Origin of the sequence: Exobacillus caeni (genome assembly GCF_005747095.1) — a bacterium.
In the GTDB taxonomy this organism is placed as follows: domain Bacteria; phylum Bacillota; class Bacilli; order Bacillales; family Guptibacillaceae; genus Exobacillus; species Exobacillus caeni.
This window is the reverse complement of sequence record NZ_SWLG01000003.1, coordinates 118,655-140,679: the sequence shown is the minus strand read 5'-3', so window position 1 is coordinate 140,679 and position 22,025 is coordinate 118,655. Positions and strand designations below refer to the sequence as shown.

Genomic DNA, 22,025 nt, shown 5'->3' with positions numbered 1-22,025 from the left:
TTTTTTGTAATGTCATCTAATCTTGAATTTTTTATTCAAAGGCAGAGTCGATAAAAGGATTCTACTCCGCCTCTGTAAGCTTAATAATCTCTTAATGTCCAACCGTTACCTGCAAGCTCTGGCTCAATCTCTTTTCCATCAGAAGAAGTGATTTTCACGTTATCGACATACCAGCCCCTGCCGTTCGTGTAGCTGTCAGTATGGTACCTGAAGCGAACAAATTTTGTTTCAGCCGGGACAACCACTTCTACATCCTTCCAATCGACACTGCTTCCAGTGAATACTTTTGCTTTTGTCCATTTCTCTCCATCTGCAGAAACCTCTACAAATCCATGGTCGTAATCAGCTTCTGTTCGATACCATGTATCAAATGAGAGTGTTGCAGGGCTGTCAAGATCCACTTCCGCTGTTAATGACCGCTGCAGGTTGTCTCCATATCCAGAGAACCATGCTTCTCCTTTATCAGGAATTGCTACCGGAATCGCATCTGCTACCTTGCGAGCAAGCCCTCTTCTGGCCGGGTTGGTGGAAACTGTGTTCCGTGTAGGATGCACACGGTTTGTAAGCAAGATCGTGATCGTATCATTATTACGATTTACTACGATCGACGTGCCAGTGTACCCTGTGTGGCCAAGTGTCGATCCTTCGGAAAGAGCATCCATGAACCACCCTTGAGCAAGCTCCCATCCAAGGCCATGATCGTCACCAGGGAACTGCGGAATCTGGTTTTCCACCAACAGCTTTACGGTTTCCGGCTGTAAAATTTGCTTGCTGCCATAACGTCCGTCGTTAATATACATGTGGGCGAACTTCGCCAGGTCGCTCGCTGTTGAGAATACGCCTGCATGCCCGGCGACTCCATCCAATGACCAGGCATTTTCATCATGTACCTGCCCCCAGACAAGCCCCCGGTCTGTCCACGGCTGATATTCCGTTGCCGCAATCCGTTCTTTTAATGAAGCAGGAGGATTGTACATCGTGTCTTCCATTCCGAGTGGTTCAGTAATGTTTTCTTTTACAAACTCATCCAGACGCTGGCCCGACAATCGTTCAACAAGGGCACCGAGCGTGATCATGTTTAGATCGCTGTATGTATAGGTGCTGCCCGGTTCATTCTTCAAAGGATGTTCAAATACGATTTGAAGCCTGTCTTCACGAGTTTCCCCCTGTGTGTAAAGAGGGATCCATGCCGTAAAACCGGAAGTGTGCGTCATCAATTGCCTGATCGTCACATTCTCTTTTCCGTTGGCTGCAAATTCCGGAATGTATTTTGCTACCGGATCATCAAGTTCAAACTCACCCTGTTCATATAGCTTCATCGCAGCAGTCGTAGTGAAAATTTTACTGATCGAAGCAAGATCAAAAATCGTATCTTTTTGCATTTTCACAGGTTCATTCATTTCAGTGAAATTATCGTCGGTGTAACGGGCCGCATAACCATAAGCTTCATGTTTTACAATATGCCCACGCCTTGCAACAAAAGCGACGGCACCTGGCATAACCTGGTCTTCAATCATCTGGTTCATCAACCCATCGATTTCATTCAGAGGCTGCTGAACCATTCCGGCTCCCCTTGCTGATCCGTTGTGCAAAACTGGAGACGTTGGTCCCGGCTGATCCCAGGTAAACACAGGATGTGGCCTCTGGTGAGAAACTTTTGCATCGCCTTTCTCGATAGTCGGCTTAACACTGTCAGGTCCTTCGGCATGAATCATGGTTCCTGCAGGTAAAACGGTCGAGGCACTAAGAAACGCAGCTAATGCAACAGACAGAAATTTTTTCTTCATACTTCCTCCTTGTTTGAGCTTTTCACTCAATTTTTTTGGCGTAATAAAAATGAAGTTTGTTATGCTTTGTCTCTTCCAAGATAAAAATGGAAGGGCTTACAATATCTACTTGTAGCGTATCGAAGCCTGCTTATAGTTGTCTATACCGCTTAAGACCCAGCCCATAAAAAACAGGCCTTTTTTCAAGACGTTCGGCCTGGGACATTCTATTCATTTTTGTAATATTGTGACATTTATTACTTTTTAGTTTGTAAATAATGTTTCATCCACCTAAAAAACGACATAAAGAAAGGAAGGCCATAAGCCTCCCTTTTTCATCCTACTTAATATTTATAATGCCTTTTGCCCCCTGCTTTACGTCCCCGGTTTGCTTAATTTGAACTTTTTCTTTTTCATCCAGGTTAGTAAAGACAATCGGTGTGACAGTTGATTTTGCTTTGTTCCCAATCGTTTCAAGATCAATTTCGAGAAGCTTCTGGCCCTGCTTCACTTCGTCCCCGGCTTTTACATATGTCTGGAATCCTTCGCCCTGAAGGTTTACGGTATCAAGTCCAACGTGGATCAAGATCTCATAGCCCTGTTTGGATAGAATGCCGATCGCATGCTTTGTCGGGAACACATTCAATACCTCTCCATCAACAGGAGAAAATACTGTTCTGCCAGTTGGTTCGATCGCGAATCCGTCACCCATCATTTTTTCCGCAAAGGTAGGATCATCAACTTCTGTGATCGGAATGATTTTTCCTTCGATCGGTGCAACAAAGTCACTGTCTCCTATGGGAGATTTGTCTCCATCAGACTCCTCTACTGGTTCTGCAGGCTGGTTTGTCGTCGGAGCTTTCTTTCCCATCTGTCTTTGCATCGCAGTTGCGACGAATTCCACGTTTGTTCCAACAATAACTTGAAGGTTCGTGCGGTCAACTTTCATGACGCCCTTCGCACCGTGCTTTTTAAGCTGTGTTTCATTTATCTTAGACATATCATCCACTTTCATCCGAAGACGAGTCGCACAGTTATCAATCGCTTTAATGTTTTCCTGGCCGCCAAGCGCAGCAATATAATAGTACGCCATTTCATCGTACTTGCTGCCGGCAGGCTTGTCTCTGTCAAGTGCATCATAATCCTGAAGCGCCTCCTCAGATACCTCTTCATCGTCATCTTCACGACCAGGAGTCTTAAGATTAAGCGCTTTAATCAAGAAGTAGAAAATCACAAAATATATAACCCCGTATACGATTCCTATACCAAAGAGCAGCCATGGTTTTTCTGCTAGCCCGAGGTTCAAGAAAAAGTCGATCGCCCCGGCTGAGAATCCAAATCCATGCCGGATATCAAGAACATAAGCCACGATCATCGCACTCGCTGTTAAAAGCGCATGCACAACATATAAAAGTGGTGATAAGAACATGAATGAGAACTCGATCGGTTCTGTGATACCAGTTAAGAAAGAAGTGAACGCGATACCGACTAACATCCCTGTTACGGCTTTACGCTTTTCTTTTTTCGCAGTGGCAATCATCGCAAAACATGCTGCCGGAAGACCGAACATCATGATCGGGAAGAAACCTGCCATGAAGATTCCCGCATTAGGGTCTCCTGCGAAGAAACGGTTCAAGTCTCCAGTCGCCCCTTCAAATTCACCGAATACGAACCATACCAAACTGTTCAGTACATGGTGCAATCCAACCGGGATCAAGAGACGGTTTAAGAAACCGTACAATCCTACTCCTGCAGCACCCGCTCCGATGATCCATTCACCGATAGAGTTGATGAACTCCTGAATCGGCGGCCAAATAAACCCGAAGAGACCTGCTAATATTACCATCGTGGCAGCGGTTACAATCGGGACAAAACGCCTTCCCCCAAAGAATCCTAACCAATCCGGCAATTCAATGTCACTGTAACGGTTGTAAAGAAGCCCGGCAACAATACCAGACAAAATACCGCCAAGAATCGCCATGTTGATGTTTTCGTTAATCGCCTGTGTTCCCTGTGTTAAAACAAAGAAACCAACGGCACCGGCTAGACCGGCTGCACCATTGCCGTCTTTTGACAATCCGATCGCTACCCCGATAGCAAACAGGATCGCAAGGTTATCAAAGATCGCAGCACCAGCAGCGGCAACAAAAGGAATATCCAATAAGTCCGGTTGTCCTAAACGGAGCAATAAAGCTGCTGCAGGCATGACGGCGATTGGAAGCATTAACGCTTTACCAATACGTTGTAAAAATCCTAACATCTTTTTCATCCCCTTTTCTTATGTATTTTTAAATTTTCTGAAAACATCTTAACATAGTTATGATAGAATTTATATAACAATTGTCACAATCCTTCAGTAGTATTGACTAAATCACGAAACAATAATACAAAAGTTCTATCGTACCAATGTTAAAATGAATCCAGAGTTATGGTTGTCTATACCAACCTCTTACTTATGATTTTAGACATAGTTCACCATGCTGTAAAGCGAAATCTATGAAATACTGCCTATGAAAATATCTGGAAACTATCGTTGGTTTACTAATCTAAGGGGGAGTTCGATGTTAACATCTGAAGTAAAAAAACTGCTGGTCCAAATAGTCGGCCAGGAAAATTATAAAGATTCCAATGAGATGAGGTTAGTCTACTCTTATGATGCTACCCCTACGTTCCAATCGCTGCCGGACGCTGTTATATCTCCGAGAAACAAGGAAGAGATCCAAAAGATCCTCCAACTATGCAATGAACAACAAATCCCAATTGTTCCTCGTGGTTCCGGGACAAATCTTTGCGCCGGAACGTGTCCGACCCAGGGTGGCATCGTTTTGCTTTTTACCCATATGGATAAGATTCTTGAAATAGATGAAGAAAACCTCACCGCTACCGTTCAGCCCGGCGTCATTACTCTCGACTTGATCAATGCTGTAGAAGAACGGGGACTTTTTTATCCGCCAGATCCAAGCTCCATGAAGATCTCAACGATCGGCGGTAACATCAATGAAAATTCCGGCGGGTTGCGTGGGCTTAAATACGGGGTGACACGTGATTATGTGTTGGGGTTAGAAGCAGTGTTGCCAAACGGGAATATCATCCGGACAGGCGGTAAGCTTGCTAAGGATGTGGCAGGCTATGACTTAACCCGGCTTTTTGTCGGTTCTGAAGGTACCCTCGGCGTGGTTACGGAAGTGTTATTAAAGCTGGTTCCGATGCCGGAAACGAAAAGTACGATGCTTGTATTATATGAAGATATCGATGCGGCGGCACGTTCTGTATCGAAAATCATCTCCAACCGGATCATCCCAACAACCCTTGAGTTCTTAGACAAACCTACTCTTGAGGTTGTCGAGGATTTTGCAAAAATCGGACTCCCTACACATGCTAATGCTGTCCTTTTAATAGAACAGGATGGGCCACCAGAAATCGTCTCGCGCGACATGGAAAAAATAGCCATGGTATGTCGAGAAGAACAGGCATTGTCAGTTGAGATGGCTGCTACTGAAGAAGAAGCAGATGCGTTGAGGACAGCAAGGCGCTCTGCCCTGTCAGCACTCGCACGCATGAAACCGACAACCATCTTAGAAGATGCGACTGTGCCCCGTTCGAAAATTAGCGAAATGGTGAGAGCGATCAACGAAATCGCTGCAAAATATGATCTTAACATTTGTACGTTTGGGCATGCCGGCGATGGCAACCTTCACCCTACCTGCCTGACAGATGCTAGAAATGAAGAAGAAATGGAACGGGTCGAACATGCCTTTGCAGAAATTTTTGATAAAGCGATCGCCCTTGGCGGAACGATAACAGGCGAACATGGCGTGGGAGAAATGAAGTCCCCTTACCTGGAATGGAAGCTTGGAAAAGAAGGCGTCGAAGCGATGAAAGCGATCAAGCAGGCATTCGATCCGAACAATATTATGAATCCCGGCAAAATGTTTGCGAAAGACAGCAGAAAAAGGGTGTTAGTCTAATGAGAAACATTGAAAACTACGCTTCAGAAGTGCAACAGGAGTTAAAAGAACGGCTCGATTATGATGAATTGATGAACTGTATGCGTTGCGGATTCTGCCTCCCCTCCTGCCCTACCTATACACAGACAAACAAGAACGAAGCAGCTTCACCCAGGGGCAGGATCGCGTTGATGAAGGGTGTTGTAGACGGGGTCATCGAACCGGATGAAGACTTTGAAGAGCAGCTTAACCTATGTCTCGGATGCCGTGCCTGTGAACCTGTTTGCCCTTCAGGTGTTAAGTATGGGCATTTATTAGAAGAAGCGCGGGATGTGTTGGAGCAGAAGAAAAAACATAAATGGCCGGTTAAAGTGATGCGACATCTTGTGTTTGAAGAATTTTTCCCGAAGAAGGATCGGATTCGCAGGTTAAATAACCTGCTGTGGCTTTATCAGAAAAGCGGGGTCCAAAAAGTCGTGCAAAAAAGTAAGGTGCTAAATGTTCTACCCGGTAATCTTGCAAACATGGAAAGCATCCTACCAGAGATTCCGGCACCTAAGGAAATGAAAAATAGGCCTGAGCATTTAGATCCGTTTAATGTTGAAGCCCCAAAGAAGCGTGTGGCATTTTTTGCTGGCTGCTTGATGGATACGATGTTTATGCCGACGAACGATGCGACAGTTAAGTTGCTGCAGCTTGCTGGGTGTGAAGTGTTTATCCCACCTGCACAGGGATGCTGCGGTGCCCTGCATGCCCATAGCGGTGAGAAGAATGGCGCGAAAGAGCTGGCAAAGCAGAACATTCGTGCTTTCGAAGAGCTTGATGTTGATTATATTATTTCTAATGCCGGCGGTTGTGGGGCGTTTTTAATAGATTACGATCACCTGTTGAAGGATGACCCAGAATGGTATGAACGAGCAAAAGCATTTGTTTTAAAAACCAAAGATATATCTGAAGTGCTTGTCGAGCTGGATTTCCATGAAAAACCGTTGGCGGTCCAGCCACAGGTTGTGACCTATCAAGATTCCTGTCACCTCAGAAATGTGATGCGAACCTCTTCAGCACCAAGAAAACTATTGAAAAGCATCGAAGGCGTGACGTTTAAAGAGATGAAAGACCCGGATCAATGCTGTGGTTCCGCAGGTGTCTATAACATCGTGCAGCAAGACATGTCGATGCAAATTCTCGATAGCAAAATGGAAAAAGCAAAAGCAACACAGGCGCAAACGATCGTAACAGCGAACCCCGGATGCCTGTTGCAAATGAAGCTGGGCATTAAGCGTGAGAAAATGGAAAGCAATGCTAAAGCTGTTCATATCGTCGACTTGCTGCTTGAGGCTTATGAAGGTGCCGCGAGCGGAGAAGATAACATACGAGAAGTTGCTGTAACAGACAGTTAGATGCAAACTTGTAGATTAAATAAAATATCCACAAAGATGGAGGGGTCTGACCCCTCCATCTTTGTGGATAAAACTTAACCCAAACTGTTAGATCCCTGCAAAAAATAACACCAGGAAGATGATTGCCAAAAAGACTAATATCCCGATTGCTATTTTCCTCAACGCAGGAGGAAATCTATCACTTACTGTTGCTTTTGCCAGGACAAGTATTAAAACTAGTGAAAGGCTGAAGAGTAAGAGGTATCCCATTTATACACCACCGGTTTATTTATGAGTTCCTTGTGACCTTATTCCCTTTTCCCGGCATTTTTAACAAAAATAAAAGCATCTCCTTAAGATTCCTATTGGTTCCCTATCTCACTTTCAGCAAGAAGGCAATGTACTGAATGCAACCAGGGTACTTTATTCATATGTATATATTAGAAAACTAAACAATCTTACATTTTTTAGATTCTACTAAAAAGGGCATGTCATAGACTCCTTCTCCCTTTTGTAGCTCGCAATAGCCATTATCATATATCCATATAACGGTGTGAATTCCCCCCTATAGCACACCCTATCACCAATCTTCATAAAATGCCCCCTTGTACCCTTTAAAAAGAAAATGAAAGTAGAGGTATTACTGTTCTTTATATTGAACAGTTAATTTCATTATAACAAAAGAACTAGTATTAATAAAAATATTTTTAAAAACAACTTAATTCAAATGTATAAGAGATTACTTCATAATCAAAAAGAGCTATCCCTTAAAAGAAATAGCTCTTTTCACTATATTTTTTAAAAATCCCCTCTAGTCGTTGGATCAGAGATTCTAAACGCAGCTTCGGGAATATTGTCATAAATAGCCGGATCGACATTATGGATCGAACCATCTGCCAATTTCTTTGCCACTTCATAAATCGGCACTGAAACTGTAGATTTGAGCATACCGATCTGCTTCTGGCCAAGCGTCTGGCTTTGCCCTTTGATTTCAATCAGCATGATCGAAGCATCGTTTAACGCGAACGCGCCGAGTGCTGTACCCGGCAAATCTACTTTTGGATACTTCTGGATGGCACCGAAAGATGAAAAGCCACGTTGCAGTGATTCATGGGCAACAGCGTTGACTTGTTTTCCTAGCTTTAACACGTCTTTATCAACTGAATATTTTTTTCCAGAGAATGGATCCGTATAATCTCCTGCTACGTCAGCTGCCACCTGAATGGAGACCTGACGATTATCTTCTTCCGATAACTTGTTAAACCCGCGATGGTGAACATCGATATAAACATCAGGTTCAAACTGTTTAAACACCTCGGTTACAATTCTTGATTCTGCAGTAACGTAAAAGCCGCCATAATCACTGCTGTTTTTCCCGTTATGTGCTTCATACCAGTTTCCGTTTTCATCCTGTTTCCATACATCTTGATCATTTAATGCATCAGCAATTTCACTGGCAGAATAATCGCTGACCCTGAAGTCCAGGTTAGGGTTGTAATCACGGTTTTCATCATATCCGGGAACTCCGTAAACAACACGGCCATCATTATTTTGCGCTCTTTCACTTCCATCAGAATTATAATACCATGGAGCTAACGTTTCCGCTGGTAAGCCAAGCGCCTCAGGAGCCCAGGTTTGATGTGTATATCTAGCAGGGTACCATTCACCATCATACTGATTCATCGCACCTTCTGGATTAATTCTTGGCAAGAACCAGATAGAGACTTTTTCTAAGATTTCATCTACTTCTTTTCCTCCAGCTGCTAATTTTTGCATTAAATCTATGGCTCCCTCTGTTGAGACCAGTTCGTTACCATGTATTTGGGTTGTTATTAGAATCTTCTTTTTATCAGGGTCATTATCCCCGAATTTTGCCAAATAAATCGGATCACCTTTTTCTTCTTCAGTCCAGTAGTTATCTGGTTCAAAGACATTCGAGTATCCGGCTATTTCAAGTTCCATTTTCCCGTGGGAACTTCTTTCGATCTTTTCTAATGCACTATAAAGTTCTTCGTTAGTCATAAAGCTTGAGAAAGATAGATTTTGTTCATCCTCTACCCACGGCCCGTTTGGTTTTGACTGTGGATTAGCCATCGCGGTCGAAGTAAAAGCAAGCGACATAGCTAAAGTGGTCGGTCCAACATACCTCAAAAGCTTTTTCATAAAAATTAATAACCTCCTGTTATATTTTATTTCCCGTATAAAAATTACGGGTTGCTAAATAAAAGAAAAAAATAAAACAGCAAACCCAATTGCCATTTCTCAATAATGTGTTGTCCACAAATATGAGGGGGTCAGACCCCTTACTTAATGTGGAAAACTCTTAAAAAGTACATAATAAATTTATTGAATATTCATAATAAAAACTCTATTAAAGATTTATGTTTTAATCAATCGACCAACCGGACCACTTTTGGATATAAATGGAACAGGCCTTATGTATCAATCTGCTAAATTTATAAGTATAAAGAACCAGTCAGTTTGCATTGTTCAGCTTTTTTATAGTTCTAAAAATAGTGTCATGGTCGATTTTTGTCATATAATTTCGCTGTGTATTCTTTGTTTCTAGTGATAAGATTCAACTATATATAGGTAATTAGTATGGGTGGAGTGAAGTGTATGTGGAAAAATAGACCAATATGGGCATGGGTGGTTGTGGGTTTTGCGATTTTATTTTTACTGGTGGGCCGTGGGCCGATGATATTCTTCTATCCTCTTCTAATATTAGGTTTAGGGGAGCGTCCTTTCAATCCAGGATTTTTCAACATTTTTTTCTTCGTGACAGGTTATGGAATATTAGCTGTTTTCATTTATTACGTTATCAAGGCAGTGAAGATTTTAGTAAAAAAAAGCGAAGACCTTCAGGAGAATACTATTTCAAAGGCTAGTGAAGCCAATGAACAAGATAACCTTAACAAACCATTCAAAAAGAAACAGCCAGTTTGGGCATGGACTGTCGTAATTATTGTGGGTTTGCTTGTTGTAGGAACGGGTCCAGGAGTTATATTAGTTCCTGTTATGCCACTAATGCTTGCTGCCTTTTCAACTGATAGCGGCAACTACCCGGCATTTCTGCCAATTACTATTGTATTAGTTGGTTATGGTCTTTTAATTGGAATCACCTGGCTTACAATTTTGGCTATCAGAACTATAAGGAAGACTGCTAAAATGAATAAAACAATTGATTAACAATGAAAGAAGGCTACTTGTTGTTAGCCTTCTTTCATTCTATTACTCTATAGAATTGTTAATATTGGTAAACTTCGCTGTAATACATCTTTCAGGGTTTTCTTTAGGGCAAAACGAAATAACAAAAAATATATAATCGCATAGAAAAAATGACTCGGAGAAAATTAAATATCCTAAAATAGAGGTTAAGATTCCACTAAGTTTGTTGAATGCATAGATGATAGGCAACTTGCATCTAAAAAAGAGCATCTGTTCAGATGCTCTTTCATTGTATTAATTAGATTAAAATACTTTCTTCGCTCCAAGGTAACGCGGTCCCCAATAATAAGGGCTATCAACGTCAGAAACAGTTACCCCTTTTGAGGTACTTGCATGGATCATTTGGCCGTTACCCAAATAGATTCCTGCATGGGAAACACCGCTCCCGCTCGTGTTAAAGAATACCAGGTCTCCTACTTTAGGATTTGAAACCGTGCTTCCGGAACTCCACATACTAGTTGTCGTCCTTGGCAGTCCAATACCATGTTTAGCATATACATACTGGATAAATCCACTGCAGTCAAATCCTGAAGGTGTTGTTCCTCCCCAGACATAAGGGGTTCCCATGTACTTTTTAGCAGTTGCCACAATTGCATCAGCTTTAACTGTTGAATCGGCTACTTTTGGTTCTGGTTCTGGGGCTGGTAATGGAGTGAAGATATCTTCTCTAACAGATCCAGTGCCACCCAATATAGTCACATCATTTATTCCTTTTTCATTAACAACCTTTTCAGTAGATGCCGGCAATGTGTCTGGGCGAGTTAATAGTAAAGGGGAATTATTTTTCGCCGCTAGAACTGAACCAGTTAAAGCATCTGCAAAGGTGAGCCCATTTGAAAGATAAGCTTTTTCAGCAGGCATATTCAAAACTCTTATAACATTTGCTGCTACTTCATATCGATCTTTCCCGGCGATACGATTCGGAGATGCAAGCTGGTCCTCAACAGACTTGCTAACACTTCCTTCTCCACCAACAATAAGAGTTTCCGAAGCTCCCTGTAATGCTTCCTTCGTTTCAGCAGGAATTCTATTATCAGTAGTTAATAGAATTGGCATTCCGTTTTTAGCAGCATATGGGGCAATTGCCAGTGCATCAGGAAATTTCAAGCCGTTAACTACTACCGCTTTTGAAGATGAGCCTAACTTATCAGCAATGTTATGAGCTACTTCAAAGCGATCCTTTCCTCCGATACGATCTACAGCTATATTTGCACTTACTTGTTTTACCTCGGAGATTACTTGGTCTGATACACTTCCAGGTCCACCTATAATAATCACTTGGTCAGGTGATAGACGTTTAATTTCATCTTTCGTTTGTCCTGTTAACTTATTTGGTGCGGTTAATAAAATTGGCGCATCGTATTTATAAGCCAAAGGTGCAGCTGCAAGTGCATCAGCAAATGTATTGTAGTTTGCAAGTATAACAGTTTTAGAACTAGTAGACCATCCACTGTTTGAGATATTAGTTGCTACTTCAAAGCGGTCTTTTCCGGATATCCGATCTGTTTGTATGTCAGCTGCAGAAGCAGTATCTGTATGTCCAATAATTCCCGCTGATGTTAAAAGCAGCGCACACGTTAATCCTACTTTCTTAAACATTATGTATTTCCCCCTAAAAATAACTTTTAAACCTATTTTCTACTCTGATTGCTATATTACACCATAAATGTAACAATTATATTACAATGGAATTACAAATTAGGATATTTTCTGACATCTTTTTCAGGTTTTTAGGATTTTTATATAAAAAAGCCTTCAAAAGGCCTTTGCCTTCGAAGGTTGTAAAAGACTTTCTACATATTGTTCAAGAAAAAACCATATCTATTATTGCCGCCAATTGAAAAAAGCACCCTTAACTGGTGCTTTTATATTCTACTTCATCATCTTTTTCATCTTCTTTAAACATTTTCCTATAAAGTTTTATTATTAGAATCGCTGTAAACTTTATCAAAAGAAAGATAGAGAAAAACGCCAGGAAGCCTTTCAACCCAATAATAGCATCATCGAACTCCATATTCCCTCTTCCAGTAATCTTTTGTTGAATCTCTATGGCAAACACTATTACAAGCAAAACCGTAAACGTATAAATGAATGAAATAGCTGTAATGCTCCACTTTGAAAGTATCCTAAACAATAATTGTACAAAGAAGAAACCAACAATTCCTATGATCCCAATGATCCAAAAATGAAGCTCTTTATCATTGAGACTATAGCCTAATGTTTCGAAAACTTCTATTAAAACATCATGCACATCGTTCACGACCGCTGTTATTAATTTTATAAATTCACCCATATATAATCTCCTAACAAAAAACCCAATTATTAACTCTATTGTATTGATGTGCAGTAAAATTAGCAACTAGATTTATAGTGCCTGACCCCAAAAATTCTGTGGACAACTCCCTTAATATCTTGATTGGTATTTATTAAAAAAATTTAGAGCATATTACCTGCTGTAAACAAACGCTTCTTTAAGGTAAGATTATTAATTGAAACTGTATTAACAAATTTCGACAAATGTATTAAACAATTCTTTGAAGTTGTCGATACTATAACTAAATCGCATGAGAAGGGCAAAACCGTTGAAAAGCGGCGACGCAAAGCTAGAGGGGCTTTTTGAAAAATCAAAGTGCCAGCCAGCTGCCAATGTGGGACCTCCGGCGATTCGCAAGAAATATAAAGGAGGTATTAAGTTTTATGAAAGAAAAATGGCTAACACCAGAAGAGATAAAAAGGAGAAAAGAAATAAAGAAAAAACTCTTTTATCTGTCCATTCCATTAATTGCAGCAGCAATCGGAGCAGCAACTTCCATTCTCTCTAACATGGCAATGCAATAAATAACATAACTATGAGAGCTGGGGACATCCTCTTCAAAAGAATTACAAACTAGTACCCAGGAATCTAATTTTAGCTATACTCATAAAAATTGGCATCCAAACCAATAGGTTCGGAATGCTAATTTTTATTTTTAATTCTAATAGGATATCCAGGGGTTATAAGTCGTGTCGTTAAAATAAGACTTAAATCATGACTTTTTACTAAATATCTCCAAAATTAGTCAAAATATTTAAATTAACCCTTTAAACTTTTATAACACTTTGATAATATAGTTTCAGTAAATTATTCCTATAAAGGAAAAGGGAGAAAAAGATGGTTTTTGATGGTATTTTACTCTCTGTTGTAATCGGTTTCTTGAGAAAAGGGAGTTTAAAAGGATTTGCTGCTCTTCAATTTAAATGGGGAGTGGTTTTCCCTATTTTACTTTTACTGGAGATTTTCATTTTTTACTTCCAGACAAAATTCAACTGGCTTGGCAACAGTAGCGGTATCATTTTTATAGGTATATACATCGTCGGTTTGTTTTTTTTATGGGTAAATAGAAAAGTAAGTCCTGGTATCTGGCTATTATTTATTGGAGTACTTTTAAACTTTATTGTTATGGCTGCAAATGGCGGTAGAATGCCAGTTTCCCTTGAAGCTGCGAATGTTTTAGATCCTTCCTATGCAGAAGCAATTAAAACCAGCCTTTATGGTAAGCACACTGTTCTGACAAACACAACCTACTTTGGTTTTTTAGGAGATGTAATACCAATTACAGACCCCTATCCAAAAGACCAGGTTATCAGTATAGGTGACATTTTTATGAATATTGGAGTTTTTATATTTATCCAACAAGTAATGGTGCCTAAGAAAAAACAGACTAACCAATTAAAGACAGCTTAAATTAATGGGGGAGGTGAAAAAATGAAAGAAGAGAAAAAGCATGGAATCAAATTAACTGGCGCTTTAGTAAACCTTGCAATCATTGCTACTGCAGTAATAGCATTAACATCTGGATTTAGATTGGTTTAATTGTAGGAAGGAGAAGCAAAGTTGCTTCTCCTAATTTATTAAATGAGAGTTGATGAATATGCAAAGCAATCTAGTGAATAAACCTATAAACTTATACCTTGGGTTAATTTCTTTAACTGGAATTTTACTTTTTATATCATTTTATAAAGCAGTAGTGTTTTCACCTGGTGATTGGCTTATAGTTATTTCATTGATAATCGCCACTTCATTGTTAATCCATTTTACTATTTTGTTGCCGCCTAGCGGAAACTCTCTATCTATGGATTCCTCCATTTATTTAGCTAGCTTATTTATACTGGGATTAACCACAACTTTGACTGTTCATCTAATTGCTTCGCTGATACATGGATTGTACCAGCGGAAAATTGTTTGGTGGAAACATGTATTCAACTTTTCTATATATACAATAATGATTTTAGGTACATACTTTACTTATCAACTAACCGGGGGAAAAGTAGGAACTATCGAAGTAATGAATCTTCATCTATATTTCATTTCCATGGGTGCTTATTTCCTTCTGAACGTTTTATTAATAGGTATATTCTTTTTAATCTCCGCTTCTGATAGTCTTTACGAAATTTTTAAAGGAATTTTTAAAGAAACAATGTCCAGTTATTTAATCACACTGGTTCTTTCGATAATCCTGGCTATATTAATGTTGCGACAACCAATCCTTGGCATAGTGCTCTTTACGGCGGTTGCTCTCTTGCTATCCTTAGCATTTAAACAATATTTCGAGCTCTACCAGGAGGTTTCTGAGAAAGCTAATCTCGATCATCTTACAGGTCTGAATAATCACGGCTATTTTAAAGAATTGTTAGAGAAAGAAATACAAGCAGCTAGAACTACCGGTTCCCCTTTATCTATAGGGATACTGGATCTTGATGACTTTAAAAAATACAATGACTTTTATGGACATCTGCAAGGAGATGAACTTTTAAAAAGGTTCGGTACACAGTTAAAAGAAAGTGTAAAAAAAGATTATATTACAGCGAGGTATGGTGGTGAAGAATTTATTGTTCTATTTCCTGGAACGAATGAACAGGAAGCTTTTAAATTCTTTAACCATCTTCGTAAACAGGTTAATGATACCCATTATAACGGTGTGGAAATTTTTCCTCATGGCTGTTTATCATTTTCTGCCGGAGTTATAGAATTTGACCGTGAAATTTATGATTCAGCAGATTTACTGGAAAAAGCTGACAAGGCGATGTATTATGCCAAGAATAAGGGCAAGAATAACGTTTGCCTTTTTGATGAAAACGTTACCCACGAAGATTTGTTGAACATTGATCATGAAATGGAACTGATTGAGCAACAGTTAAGAATCTTTTTATATAAAGACGTTTACACATATCGTCACAGTAGACGGGTGTACGAATATGCAATTGAGTTTAGTAATAAGCTCCTTTTAAGTGAAGCAGAAAAGAAAACTTTGATTATGGGGGCTTTAATACATGACATAGGGAAATTAGAAATTCCTAGAGATATCCTTAATAAAAAAGGAAAACTTGATGATCATGAGTGGGAAATGGTTCAAAAACATGTTACTTTCGGAAAAGATATCGTCTCGACTAACAGAGAGCTACATGATTTGCTTCCGTTAGTAGAACTGCATCATGAACGCTTTGACGGCAAAGGCTATCCTTATGGTTTAAAAGGCAATGCCATTCCAAAGTTAGTTAGGATTTTGACAGTCATCGATTCCTTTGACGCAATGACAACAGAACGGCCATACCAAAAAACCAAAACCTTTAAAGAAGCTCTGGAGGAACTAAAAGCCTGTGCCGGCACCCAATTCGATCCAATACTAGTAGAATTGTTCACAGAAATGGTGGGGTCTGACCCCACAAAAAATGTGGATAACGTACTAATCACTGCTAATTAAAGGCTGCTTTGCAACAGGAAAGCAGCCTTTTCCATTTATGTATTTAATTTTACACTTGGTTTCTATGAAGTTCTTTAAATTCTTACTCAGTACGTACATTATCCCTATAGTGCGCCCTTTAAAAATGAACTCCTATTGCCATTCACATTTTATCCAGACTTTCTTAAAGTGAATCTACATTTAGGATAGTTACTACAACCAACAAAGCAGCCGTGCTTCCCTTTTCTTTCTATCAGATCCCCCTGGCATTTTGGGCAGGTTTGCTCATTTATTTGTTGTTCCTTTGTATTCATATTCTGCTTAATAACACGAATATGCTTCTCTTTTAAAGGCTTAAATTCTTTTTTAACTCTTTGTTGATGCTTAGTTAGCTTCTGATATAACTCACTTACTTCTGTTTCGGATAACCGAAAACGAGTAAAGCTTTTTATTGTTTTTATTAATTTTGGAGTTTGAATAACAGGAGTAGCAGTATTCATTTTTTTAATTGTTGACTTAGAAGTAAAACAAACAATCGATGTATACACCGCAGGGGATATCTCTTTTCCCATAAACTGTTTTAAAGCTGAAATATGGGCATTATTTTGCTTAATAGGACTATAAAACTTTTCTTTCTTTTTATAAATTACTTGTGTCCAGTATTTACTGGTTTCGTCTCCAAATATCCAGCCTTTAAAGTTTTTTGTTTCGATTACAAAAATTCCATATTTGGAAATCACTACATGATCAATTTGGACAGTCTTCCCTACTTCATTTGTCGGCAGCATAACGTCATGCAAGGATATATATTCTTTTCCCAATTGATTAAGCAACACAGTAACAGCTTTCTCACCAATGTAGCCTTTGACCGATGGATTTTGCAGAAAAGCCAGGGTAATAATTAATACAAAGATTAGAAATAATGCCATGTTCAATTTTCCTTCCTTAATATAATTAGTTTTAAAATTAGGGAAAGTCCATATAGTTGAGACTTTTATAAAACCATCATTTGCATAAAATCAATTTATGACTAATTTCCCCTATTATATTTTCGGATAAAAGGCCTGAGATTTTTAGAGGGAAATCTACTTATGAAACGAAACAAAAAAGTGCAGCTTTTTTAACTGCACTTTCTTACCATCACCTATCCACGGAATCCATTTGGATTATTCGACTGCCATCTCCAGGAATCTTCTGACATTTCTTCGACTCCTTTTTTAGCTTCCCATCCAAGTTCTGCTTTAGCCTTGCTTGCATCAGCATAGCTTTCCGCTACATCACCCGGTCTTCTTTCAACAAAAACATATGGAATCTTTTTACCACATGCTTTTTCAAAAGCTGTTACCATTTCAAGGACACTATTCCCTTTTCCAGTTCCAAGGTTATAAGAATTAACTCCATTAGATTCCATTACTTTTTCCAGGGCTTTTATATGGCCCATAGCAAGATCTACGACATGGATATAATCCCTTACGCCTGTTCCATCAGGAGTATCATAATCATTTCCAAAAACTTTGAGTGTATCAAGTTTTCCAACCGCCACCTGTGACACATAAGGCATCAGATTATTTGGAATACCATTAGGATCTTCCCCGATTTTACCACTCTTATGTGCACCAAATGGGTTGAAATATCGAAGTAAAGCTACACTCCATTCGTTATCAGATACGAACAGATCATTTAAAATCTGCTCAATCATTAACTTAGTTCTGCCGTATGGATTTATAGGATTAAGCGGCTGATCTTCAGTCAAAGGAACCTGTTCAGACATTCCATAAACCGTTGCAGAGGAACTGAACACTATGTTCTTCACATCATATTTTTGCATGACTTCACAAAGAATAAGAGTCCCTGTGACATTGTTTTGATAATAATAAAGTGGTTTTTCAACTGATTCTCCCACTGCTTTTAATCCTGCAAAGTGAATAACTGCGTCAATAGAATTTTCAGAAAAAACCTTTTCCATTCCTTCTCTGTCAAGTAAGTTCACGTTATAAAACTTAAAATCAGAACCAGTTATTTCTTTAATCCTTTCTATTGAAACTTCACTACTGTTTGATAAGTTATCCGCAATTATGATTTCATGTCCTGCATTAATCAATTCAACACAGGTATGGCTTCCAATATATCCCGCACCGCCTGTTACAAGTACTGCCATTGTCGATTACCTCCACCATCTCCAATTTACTTTGAAGCACGTTATGTATGATCTTTTATAAAGAGTTTCATATTATGAACCATTTTAAAAATACCATAGTTAAAGCAAAAACAGAACAGTTTGTGTAAATCTTCCAATTAAAGTTCAAGCCTCAGATATATATTACTCCATAATTTTAGGCTTAAATGGTTATTCAGATAAATTTCGTGGAAACAAACTATTAACAATTAATTTACAATTAATTTACATAAATTCCTTTTATGGTAAAATTAGGAACTGAATAGTCGTCAGGAGGTATTTTCCTTTGAAGTTTTCAAAAAAAGTATTTAGTTTTCCATTTATAATTTTCACTATCTCTATCTTTTTGAAAATTTATTTACTCTACTTTTTTATTTTTGATACTATAACTCTGCAATCTGGTATCTTGTATGAGTCAGCATATTTCCTCTTTCTTTTTGCTTTTATAGAAATTTACTTTAAAAAGGGAAAATGGGTTTTTTATTACTCGATTGACTTATTGTTTTCAATATTTAGTTTCGTTTTTGTCCTTTATGTCGATTACTTTGGCACATTGCCAAGTTATTATGATCTTCAGCAATCAAATCAGGTCGGCTCTATTTCTGAAAGTGTCCTGCTATTGATAAGCCCCACTTATTTTGTATTTTTTATCGACTTTGTTATCATACCTATCTTATATTTTGTATTCAGAAAGCAACATAGTATGTGGATAACAAACCGCAAAGCTATTCTACCAGTTTTTTTATTGGCACTTTCTTTAATTATAGGTAACTTTATTGTCAGTAAAGATAACCGCTTGCTGGACCCAATCGGTTTTGCCCAGTCCAACGGGATTATAACTTTTGAATCCATGCAAGTGTATAAGGATAAAGCTAAGCCGGCAATGGCTACATCGAATCAGGGCATTTCTAATAGAAAAATCTATGATCTTAAAGGAATTGAAATGGTACCTAAAAACCAGCGTGAAAAATTCGGCATCGCTGAAGATAAAAACCTTATAATTGTCCAGCTCGAATCGCTCCAGGATTTTGTTATCAATTTAAAAGTAGATGGAAAAGAAGTTACGCCTAATTTAAACAAACTGGTTAATGAAAGTTACTATTTCACCGATATTTATCAACAAATTGGAGCCGGAAACACTTCTGATGCAGAGTTTTTAATTAACACATCGATTTATCCAGCAGGAAATGTGCCTTCCTCAAGAGTATATGTTGATAAAAGAATTCCAAGCCTGCCCAGACTTTTAAGCGAAAGAAGTTATAGTACGGCTACCTTTCATGCAGATGATGTAAGTTACTGGAATAGGATTAAGCTCTATCCAGCCCTTGGTTTTCAGGATTACTATGATAGCGAATATTACGGAAAAGAAGACTTAATTGGCATGGGATCCTCCGATGAAATATTTTACGAAAAAACACTGGAAGCTTTAACAAATATAAGCAAAGAACAAAAGAATTTCTATGCTCATGTGCTATCTTTGTCAAGTCATACTCCTTTCGAGTTACCTGAAGATAAAATCAAAATTAATCTTCCCGAAAAATTTGACAATACCCTGGTTGGCAATTACCTCACCTCTGCGAACTATGCAGATTTTGCTCTAGGTAAGTTTATCGAAGGGCTTAAAAATGAAGGATTATTAGAAAACTCCATATTAGCAGTATATGGAGATCATTCTGGTCTTCACATGAAAGCAGGAACTGACAAAGACAAAAAGCTAATTAATGAATTGCTTGGGCATCAGTATGATTTGGTAGATCGTTTTAACATTCCACTTCTTATTAGAGTTCCTGGAGAAAATGAAAAGATTATTGACCAAGTAGGAGGTCAGATAGATATTATGCCAACTCTTACCAACTTAATGGGGATTTCCCTTGAAGATTATCTTCATTTTGGCCAGGACCTTTTAAATCACAATCAAAATTTACTAGGAATGCGATATTACCTGCCTACCGGATCGTACATTAGTGATGATTATCTTTATGTGAATGATACAGCAGCAACTAAAAAACCCCTTTATAACCTAGATACAAAGGAGCAAGTCCCTTCTGGGGAATATCCAGAGAAAAGATTAGAAGAAAACAAAGAAAATATAATAGAAATAATAGATTTAGCAGATTCTTACATGCAGCAACTTCCTTCTAGACAGTAAAAGTACTTAAGGATACCTTTCCGAAGGGTATCCTTTTCTTTTTTAGAAAACATCACAAAAAATGTAAAGGTTATTCTGTTTTGAAGGGGCTCTTACTAAAAACAAAAGTAATTATCCAATAGCAGCATCATTATTTCAAAATATATCTCAAAACGATATTTGTTTAATCTCATTTTGAGATATATAATGGTTTACAACAAAGAGAAAGCGGTTACAACACATATAAACACACTGAGAAATATTTGGAGGGGAAAGAATAATGAGCCAAATCGTACGAAGCAAAATGGTCGAACGTTTGTGCAAAAGCTCCACTTTGAAAAGAGAAGATGTAATGAGAATGTCTGATGACGAAGTTGAATATTATCATTGGTTCTATGTAGAAGACACTATACATGATCTTATGTAACAAAAATAATTGAGGGACTGGCTGAAGGAATATTTCCTTTATAGCCAGTCCCTTTTTGGTCGAATTTTTAATCAAGCATACGGCTTATCGATTGCTGGTTCTGCACTCTTTTAATGGCTTCCCCTAGCATAGGAGCAATGGAAAGTACAGTCATCTTCTCTGTCTTCATTTCCTCTAAGAGTGGAATAGTGTTGGTTACTACTACTTCTTTTATGATCGATTCTGTTATCCGGTTGACCGCCCCATCCGATAGAACGGCATGGGTAAAGCATGCATATATATCCTTTGCCCCATGAGCTTTCAAAACATCAGCAGTCAACACTACATTGATTGCCGTATCGACCATATCATCGATGATAACCGCAGTCTTTCCTTCTACATTTCCAATGATACTAAGTTTCTCTGGGTCATGAATCTCATAGCTGCGCCTGTCGATGAAGGCTATCGGCATGTTGAGACGGTTTGCTAACTTCCTTGCCCTGAGCACGCTGCTGTTATCCGGCGCGACTACAACAACATCATCAAGGGCTTTTTCTGCGATATAATCTGCCAGAATCGGAATTCCTGTCAACTGGTCCACCGGTATGTTAAAGAAGCCTTCGATCTGGGCAGCATGAAGGTCGACCGTAATCACTCTCGTTGCGCCAGCTTCCTCAAGCAAATTCGCAATAAGTTTAGCAGTAATAGGCTGTCTCGCTCCCTTTTTCCGATCCTGACGAGCATACCCATAATACGGAAGCACAACATTTATTGTTTTTGCCGAAGCCCTGATCATCGCATCGATCATGATTAGGAGCTCCATTATGTATTCATTGCCGTTACGGCCCAGAGACTGAACCAAATACGTATCATATCCTCGAACGCTTTCCTCAATATTCAAATGAACTTCCCCATCGCTGAACCGCTTGACCGAACTGTCCCCCATCTCTAATCCCAGATAAGATACGATCTCTTCTGTCAATTCTGGATTGGAGTTCAGTGTAAAAACCCTTACTTTAGAATCGAAGTTTCCCATCTCTTCCTCCCCTTAAAAATATTCAAGAATTTTTTTTGTTTTCTATCCTCTTCCAGAACACTTCCTCTACTAACATTATACTGCCTGAAAAAGAATTTTAACAGCAAACAATATATGGACAACTGTCCTTACTGCTCGTTTTCACAAGTAATCATAAGGTTGGTTTTTGAAGATCGCCAAGTTTACCAGCTTAAACAAACGTTTGTTTAACTTAAAGGACCTAAAAACACCTAAGCCTT

The 22,025-nt window shown here is 38.9% G+C and carries 16 protein-coding genes and 1 riboswitch; of the genes, 8 read left to right on the top strand and 8 right to left on the bottom strand.

Annotated features, from left to right (window positions below):
- Positions 1-80: 80 nt before the first annotated feature.
- Both FCL54_RS04815 and nagE read right to left on the bottom strand, forming a co-directional pair.
- Positions 81-1,787 carry a serine hydrolase domain-containing protein gene (locus FCL54_RS04815; protein ID WP_138123770.1) on the bottom strand — a complete coding sequence of 569 codons (1,707 nt, stop codon included), beginning with the start codon at positions 1,785-1,787 and terminating at the stop codon, positions 81-83.
- A 319-nt stretch (positions 1,788-2,106) separates the two neighbouring features.
- Entirely contained in the window at positions 2,107-4,026 is a 1,920-nt protein-coding gene (gene nagE / locus FCL54_RS04810; RefSeq protein WP_138123768.1) for an N-acetylglucosamine-specific PTS transporter subunit IIBC, read from the bottom strand.
- 301 nt (positions 4,027-4,327) lie between these two features.
- Here nagE and glcD point away from each other — a divergent pair, with 301 nt between their 5' ends.
- Together glcD and FCL54_RS04800 are read left to right on the top strand one after the other, a co-directional pair.
- Positions 4,328-5,734 carry a glycolate oxidase subunit GlcD gene (glcD, locus tag FCL54_RS04805; protein WP_138123766.1) on the top strand — a complete coding sequence of 469 codons (1,407 nt, stop codon included), beginning with the start codon at positions 4,328-4,330 and terminating at the stop codon, positions 5,732-5,734.
- Positions 5,734-7,113: a (Fe-S)-binding protein gene (locus tag FCL54_RS04800; protein ID WP_138123764.1), complete on the top strand. Its 1,380-nt coding sequence runs from the start codon at positions 5,734-5,736 to the stop codon at positions 7,111-7,113. The genes glcD and FCL54_RS04800 overlap by 1 nt, the downstream gene beginning before the upstream one ends.
- Positions 7,114-7,890: 777 nt before the next feature.
- On the opposite strand, the gene FCL54_RS04795 is transcribed toward FCL54_RS04800, so the two are convergent.
- Entirely contained in the window at positions 7,891-9,255 is a 1,365-nt protein-coding gene (locus tag FCL54_RS04795) for a M14 family zinc carboxypeptidase (RefSeq protein ID WP_138123762.1), read from the bottom strand.
- 456 nt (positions 9,256-9,711) lie between these two features.
- Here FCL54_RS04795 and FCL54_RS04790 point away from each other — a divergent pair, with 456 nt between their 5' ends.
- A complete protein-coding gene (locus tag FCL54_RS04790) occupies positions 9,712-10,281 on the top strand; it encodes a hypothetical protein (RefSeq protein WP_138123759.1) in 570 nt (189 codons plus the stop codon).
- Positions 10,282-10,563: 282 nt separating this feature from the next.
- Here the strand turns inward: FCL54_RS04790 and FCL54_RS04785 are convergent, their stop codons facing one another.
- Entirely contained in the window at positions 10,564-11,919 is a 1,356-nt protein-coding gene (locus tag FCL54_RS04785) for a cell wall-binding repeat-containing protein (protein ID WP_138123757.1), read from the bottom strand.
- A 253-nt stretch (positions 11,920-12,172) separates the two neighbouring features.
- Positions 12,173-12,613, bottom strand: a complete 441-nt coding sequence (locus FCL54_RS04780; RefSeq protein ID WP_138123755.1) for a hypothetical protein — start codon at positions 12,611-12,613, stop codon at positions 12,173-12,175.
- A gap of 269 nt (positions 12,614-12,882) precedes the next feature.
- A riboswitch (cyclic di-GMP riboswitch) is annotated at positions 12,883-12,968 on the top strand.
- 49 nt (positions 12,969-13,017) lie between these two features.
- Here FCL54_RS04780 and FCL54_RS23820 point away from each other — a divergent pair.
- The 3 genes from FCL54_RS23820 (at position 13,018) to FCL54_RS04770 (ending at position 16,061) form a co-directional block, all read left to right on the top strand.
- The gene (locus tag FCL54_RS23820) at positions 13,018-13,158 is read left to right on the top strand and encodes a hypothetical protein (RefSeq protein WP_171016682.1); all 141 of its coding nucleotides are present in this window, start codon (positions 13,018-13,020) and stop codon (positions 13,156-13,158) included.
- Between the two features lie 313 nt (positions 13,159-13,471).
- Positions 13,472-14,044: a DUF5317 domain-containing protein gene (locus tag FCL54_RS04775; RefSeq protein ID WP_138123753.1), complete on the top strand. Its 573-nt coding sequence runs from the start codon at positions 13,472-13,474 to the stop codon at positions 14,042-14,044.
- Between the two features lie 187 nt (positions 14,045-14,231).
- Positions 14,232-16,061 (top strand): diguanylate cyclase, encoded by a 1,830-nt coding sequence (locus tag FCL54_RS04770; protein WP_138123995.1) that lies wholly within the window; start codon positions 14,232-14,234, stop codon positions 16,059-16,061.
- Positions 16,062-16,210: 149 nt separating this feature from the next.
- Here the strand turns inward: FCL54_RS04770 and FCL54_RS04765 are convergent, their stop codons facing one another.
- Positions 16,211-16,969, bottom strand: a complete 759-nt coding sequence (locus FCL54_RS04765; RefSeq protein WP_138123751.1) for an NERD domain-containing protein — start codon at positions 16,967-16,969, stop codon at positions 16,211-16,213.
- 215 nt (positions 16,970-17,184) lie between these two features.
- On the bottom strand, positions 17,185-18,198 hold the full coding sequence (gene galE / locus FCL54_RS04760) for a UDP-glucose 4-epimerase GalE (protein WP_138123749.1): 1,014 nt from the start codon (positions 18,196-18,198) through the stop codon (positions 17,185-17,187).
- Positions 18,199-18,502: 304 nt separating this feature from the next.
- Here galE and FCL54_RS04755 point away from each other — a divergent pair, with 304 nt between their 5' ends.
- The gene (locus FCL54_RS04755; protein ID WP_138123747.1) at positions 18,503-20,365 is read left to right on the top strand and encodes an LTA synthase family protein; all 1,863 of its coding nucleotides are present in this window, start codon (positions 18,503-18,505) and stop codon (positions 20,363-20,365) included.
- 259 nt (positions 20,366-20,624) lie between these two features.
- Positions 20,625-20,771, top strand: coding sequence for a hypothetical protein (locus FCL54_RS23815; protein WP_171016681.1), 147 nt, complete (start codon positions 20,625-20,627; stop codon positions 20,769-20,771).
- Between the two features lie 67 nt (positions 20,772-20,838).
- Here FCL54_RS23815 and FCL54_RS04750 read toward each other — a convergent pair whose 3' ends face one another.
- On the bottom strand, positions 20,839-21,786 hold the full coding sequence (locus tag FCL54_RS04750) for a ribose-phosphate diphosphokinase (protein WP_138123745.1): 948 nt from the start codon (positions 21,784-21,786) through the stop codon (positions 20,839-20,841).
- Positions 21,787-22,025: the final 239 nt, after the last annotated feature.

Coding starts and splice junctions, on each gene's coding strand:
- FCL54_RS04815 (WP_138123770.1), bottom strand. CDS start 1,787: ATGAAGAAAAAATTTCTGTCTGTTGCATTAGCTGCGTTTCTTAGTGCC.
- nagE (WP_138123768.1), bottom strand. CDS start 4,026: ATGTTAGGATTTTTACAACGTATTGGTAAAGCGTTAATGCTTCCAATC.
- glcD (WP_138123766.1), top strand. CDS start 4,328: ATGTTAACATCTGAAGTAAAAAAACTGCTGGTCCAAATAGTCGGCCAG.
- FCL54_RS04800 (WP_138123764.1), top strand. CDS start 5,734: ATGAGAAACATTGAAAACTACGCTTCAGAAGTGCAACAGGAGTTAAAA.
- FCL54_RS04795 (WP_138123762.1), bottom strand. CDS start 9,255: ATGAAAAAGCTTTTGAGGTATGTTGGACCGACCACTTTAGCTATGTCG.
- FCL54_RS04790 (WP_138123759.1), top strand. CDS start 9,712: ATGTGGAAAAATAGACCAATATGGGCATGGGTGGTTGTGGGTTTTGCG.
- FCL54_RS04785 (WP_138123757.1), bottom strand. CDS start 11,919: ATGTTTAAGAAAGTAGGATTAACGTGTGCGCTGCTTTTAACATCAGCG.
- FCL54_RS04780 (WP_138123755.1), bottom strand. CDS start 12,613: ATGGGTGAATTTATAAAATTAATAACAGCGGTCGTGAACGATGTGCAT.
- FCL54_RS23820 (WP_171016682.1), top strand. CDS start 13,018: ATGAAAGAAAAATGGCTAACACCAGAAGAGATAAAAAGGAGAAAAGAA.
- FCL54_RS04775 (WP_138123753.1), top strand. CDS start 13,472: ATGGTTTTTGATGGTATTTTACTCTCTGTTGTAATCGGTTTCTTGAGA.
- FCL54_RS04770 (WP_138123995.1), top strand. CDS start 14,232: ATGCAAAGCAATCTAGTGAATAAACCTATAAACTTATACCTTGGGTTA.
- FCL54_RS04765 (WP_138123751.1), bottom strand. CDS start 16,969: ATGGCATTATTTCTAATCTTTGTATTAATTATTACCCTGGCTTTTCTG.
- galE (WP_138123749.1), bottom strand. CDS start 18,198: ATGGCAGTACTTGTAACAGGCGGTGCGGGATATATTGGAAGCCATACC.
- FCL54_RS23815 (WP_171016681.1), top strand. CDS start 20,625: ATGAGCCAAATCGTACGAAGCAAAATGGTCGAACGTTTGTGCAAAAGC.
- FCL54_RS04750 (WP_138123745.1), bottom strand. CDS start 21,786: ATGGGAAACTTCGATTCTAAAGTAAGGGTTTTTACACTGAACTCCAAT.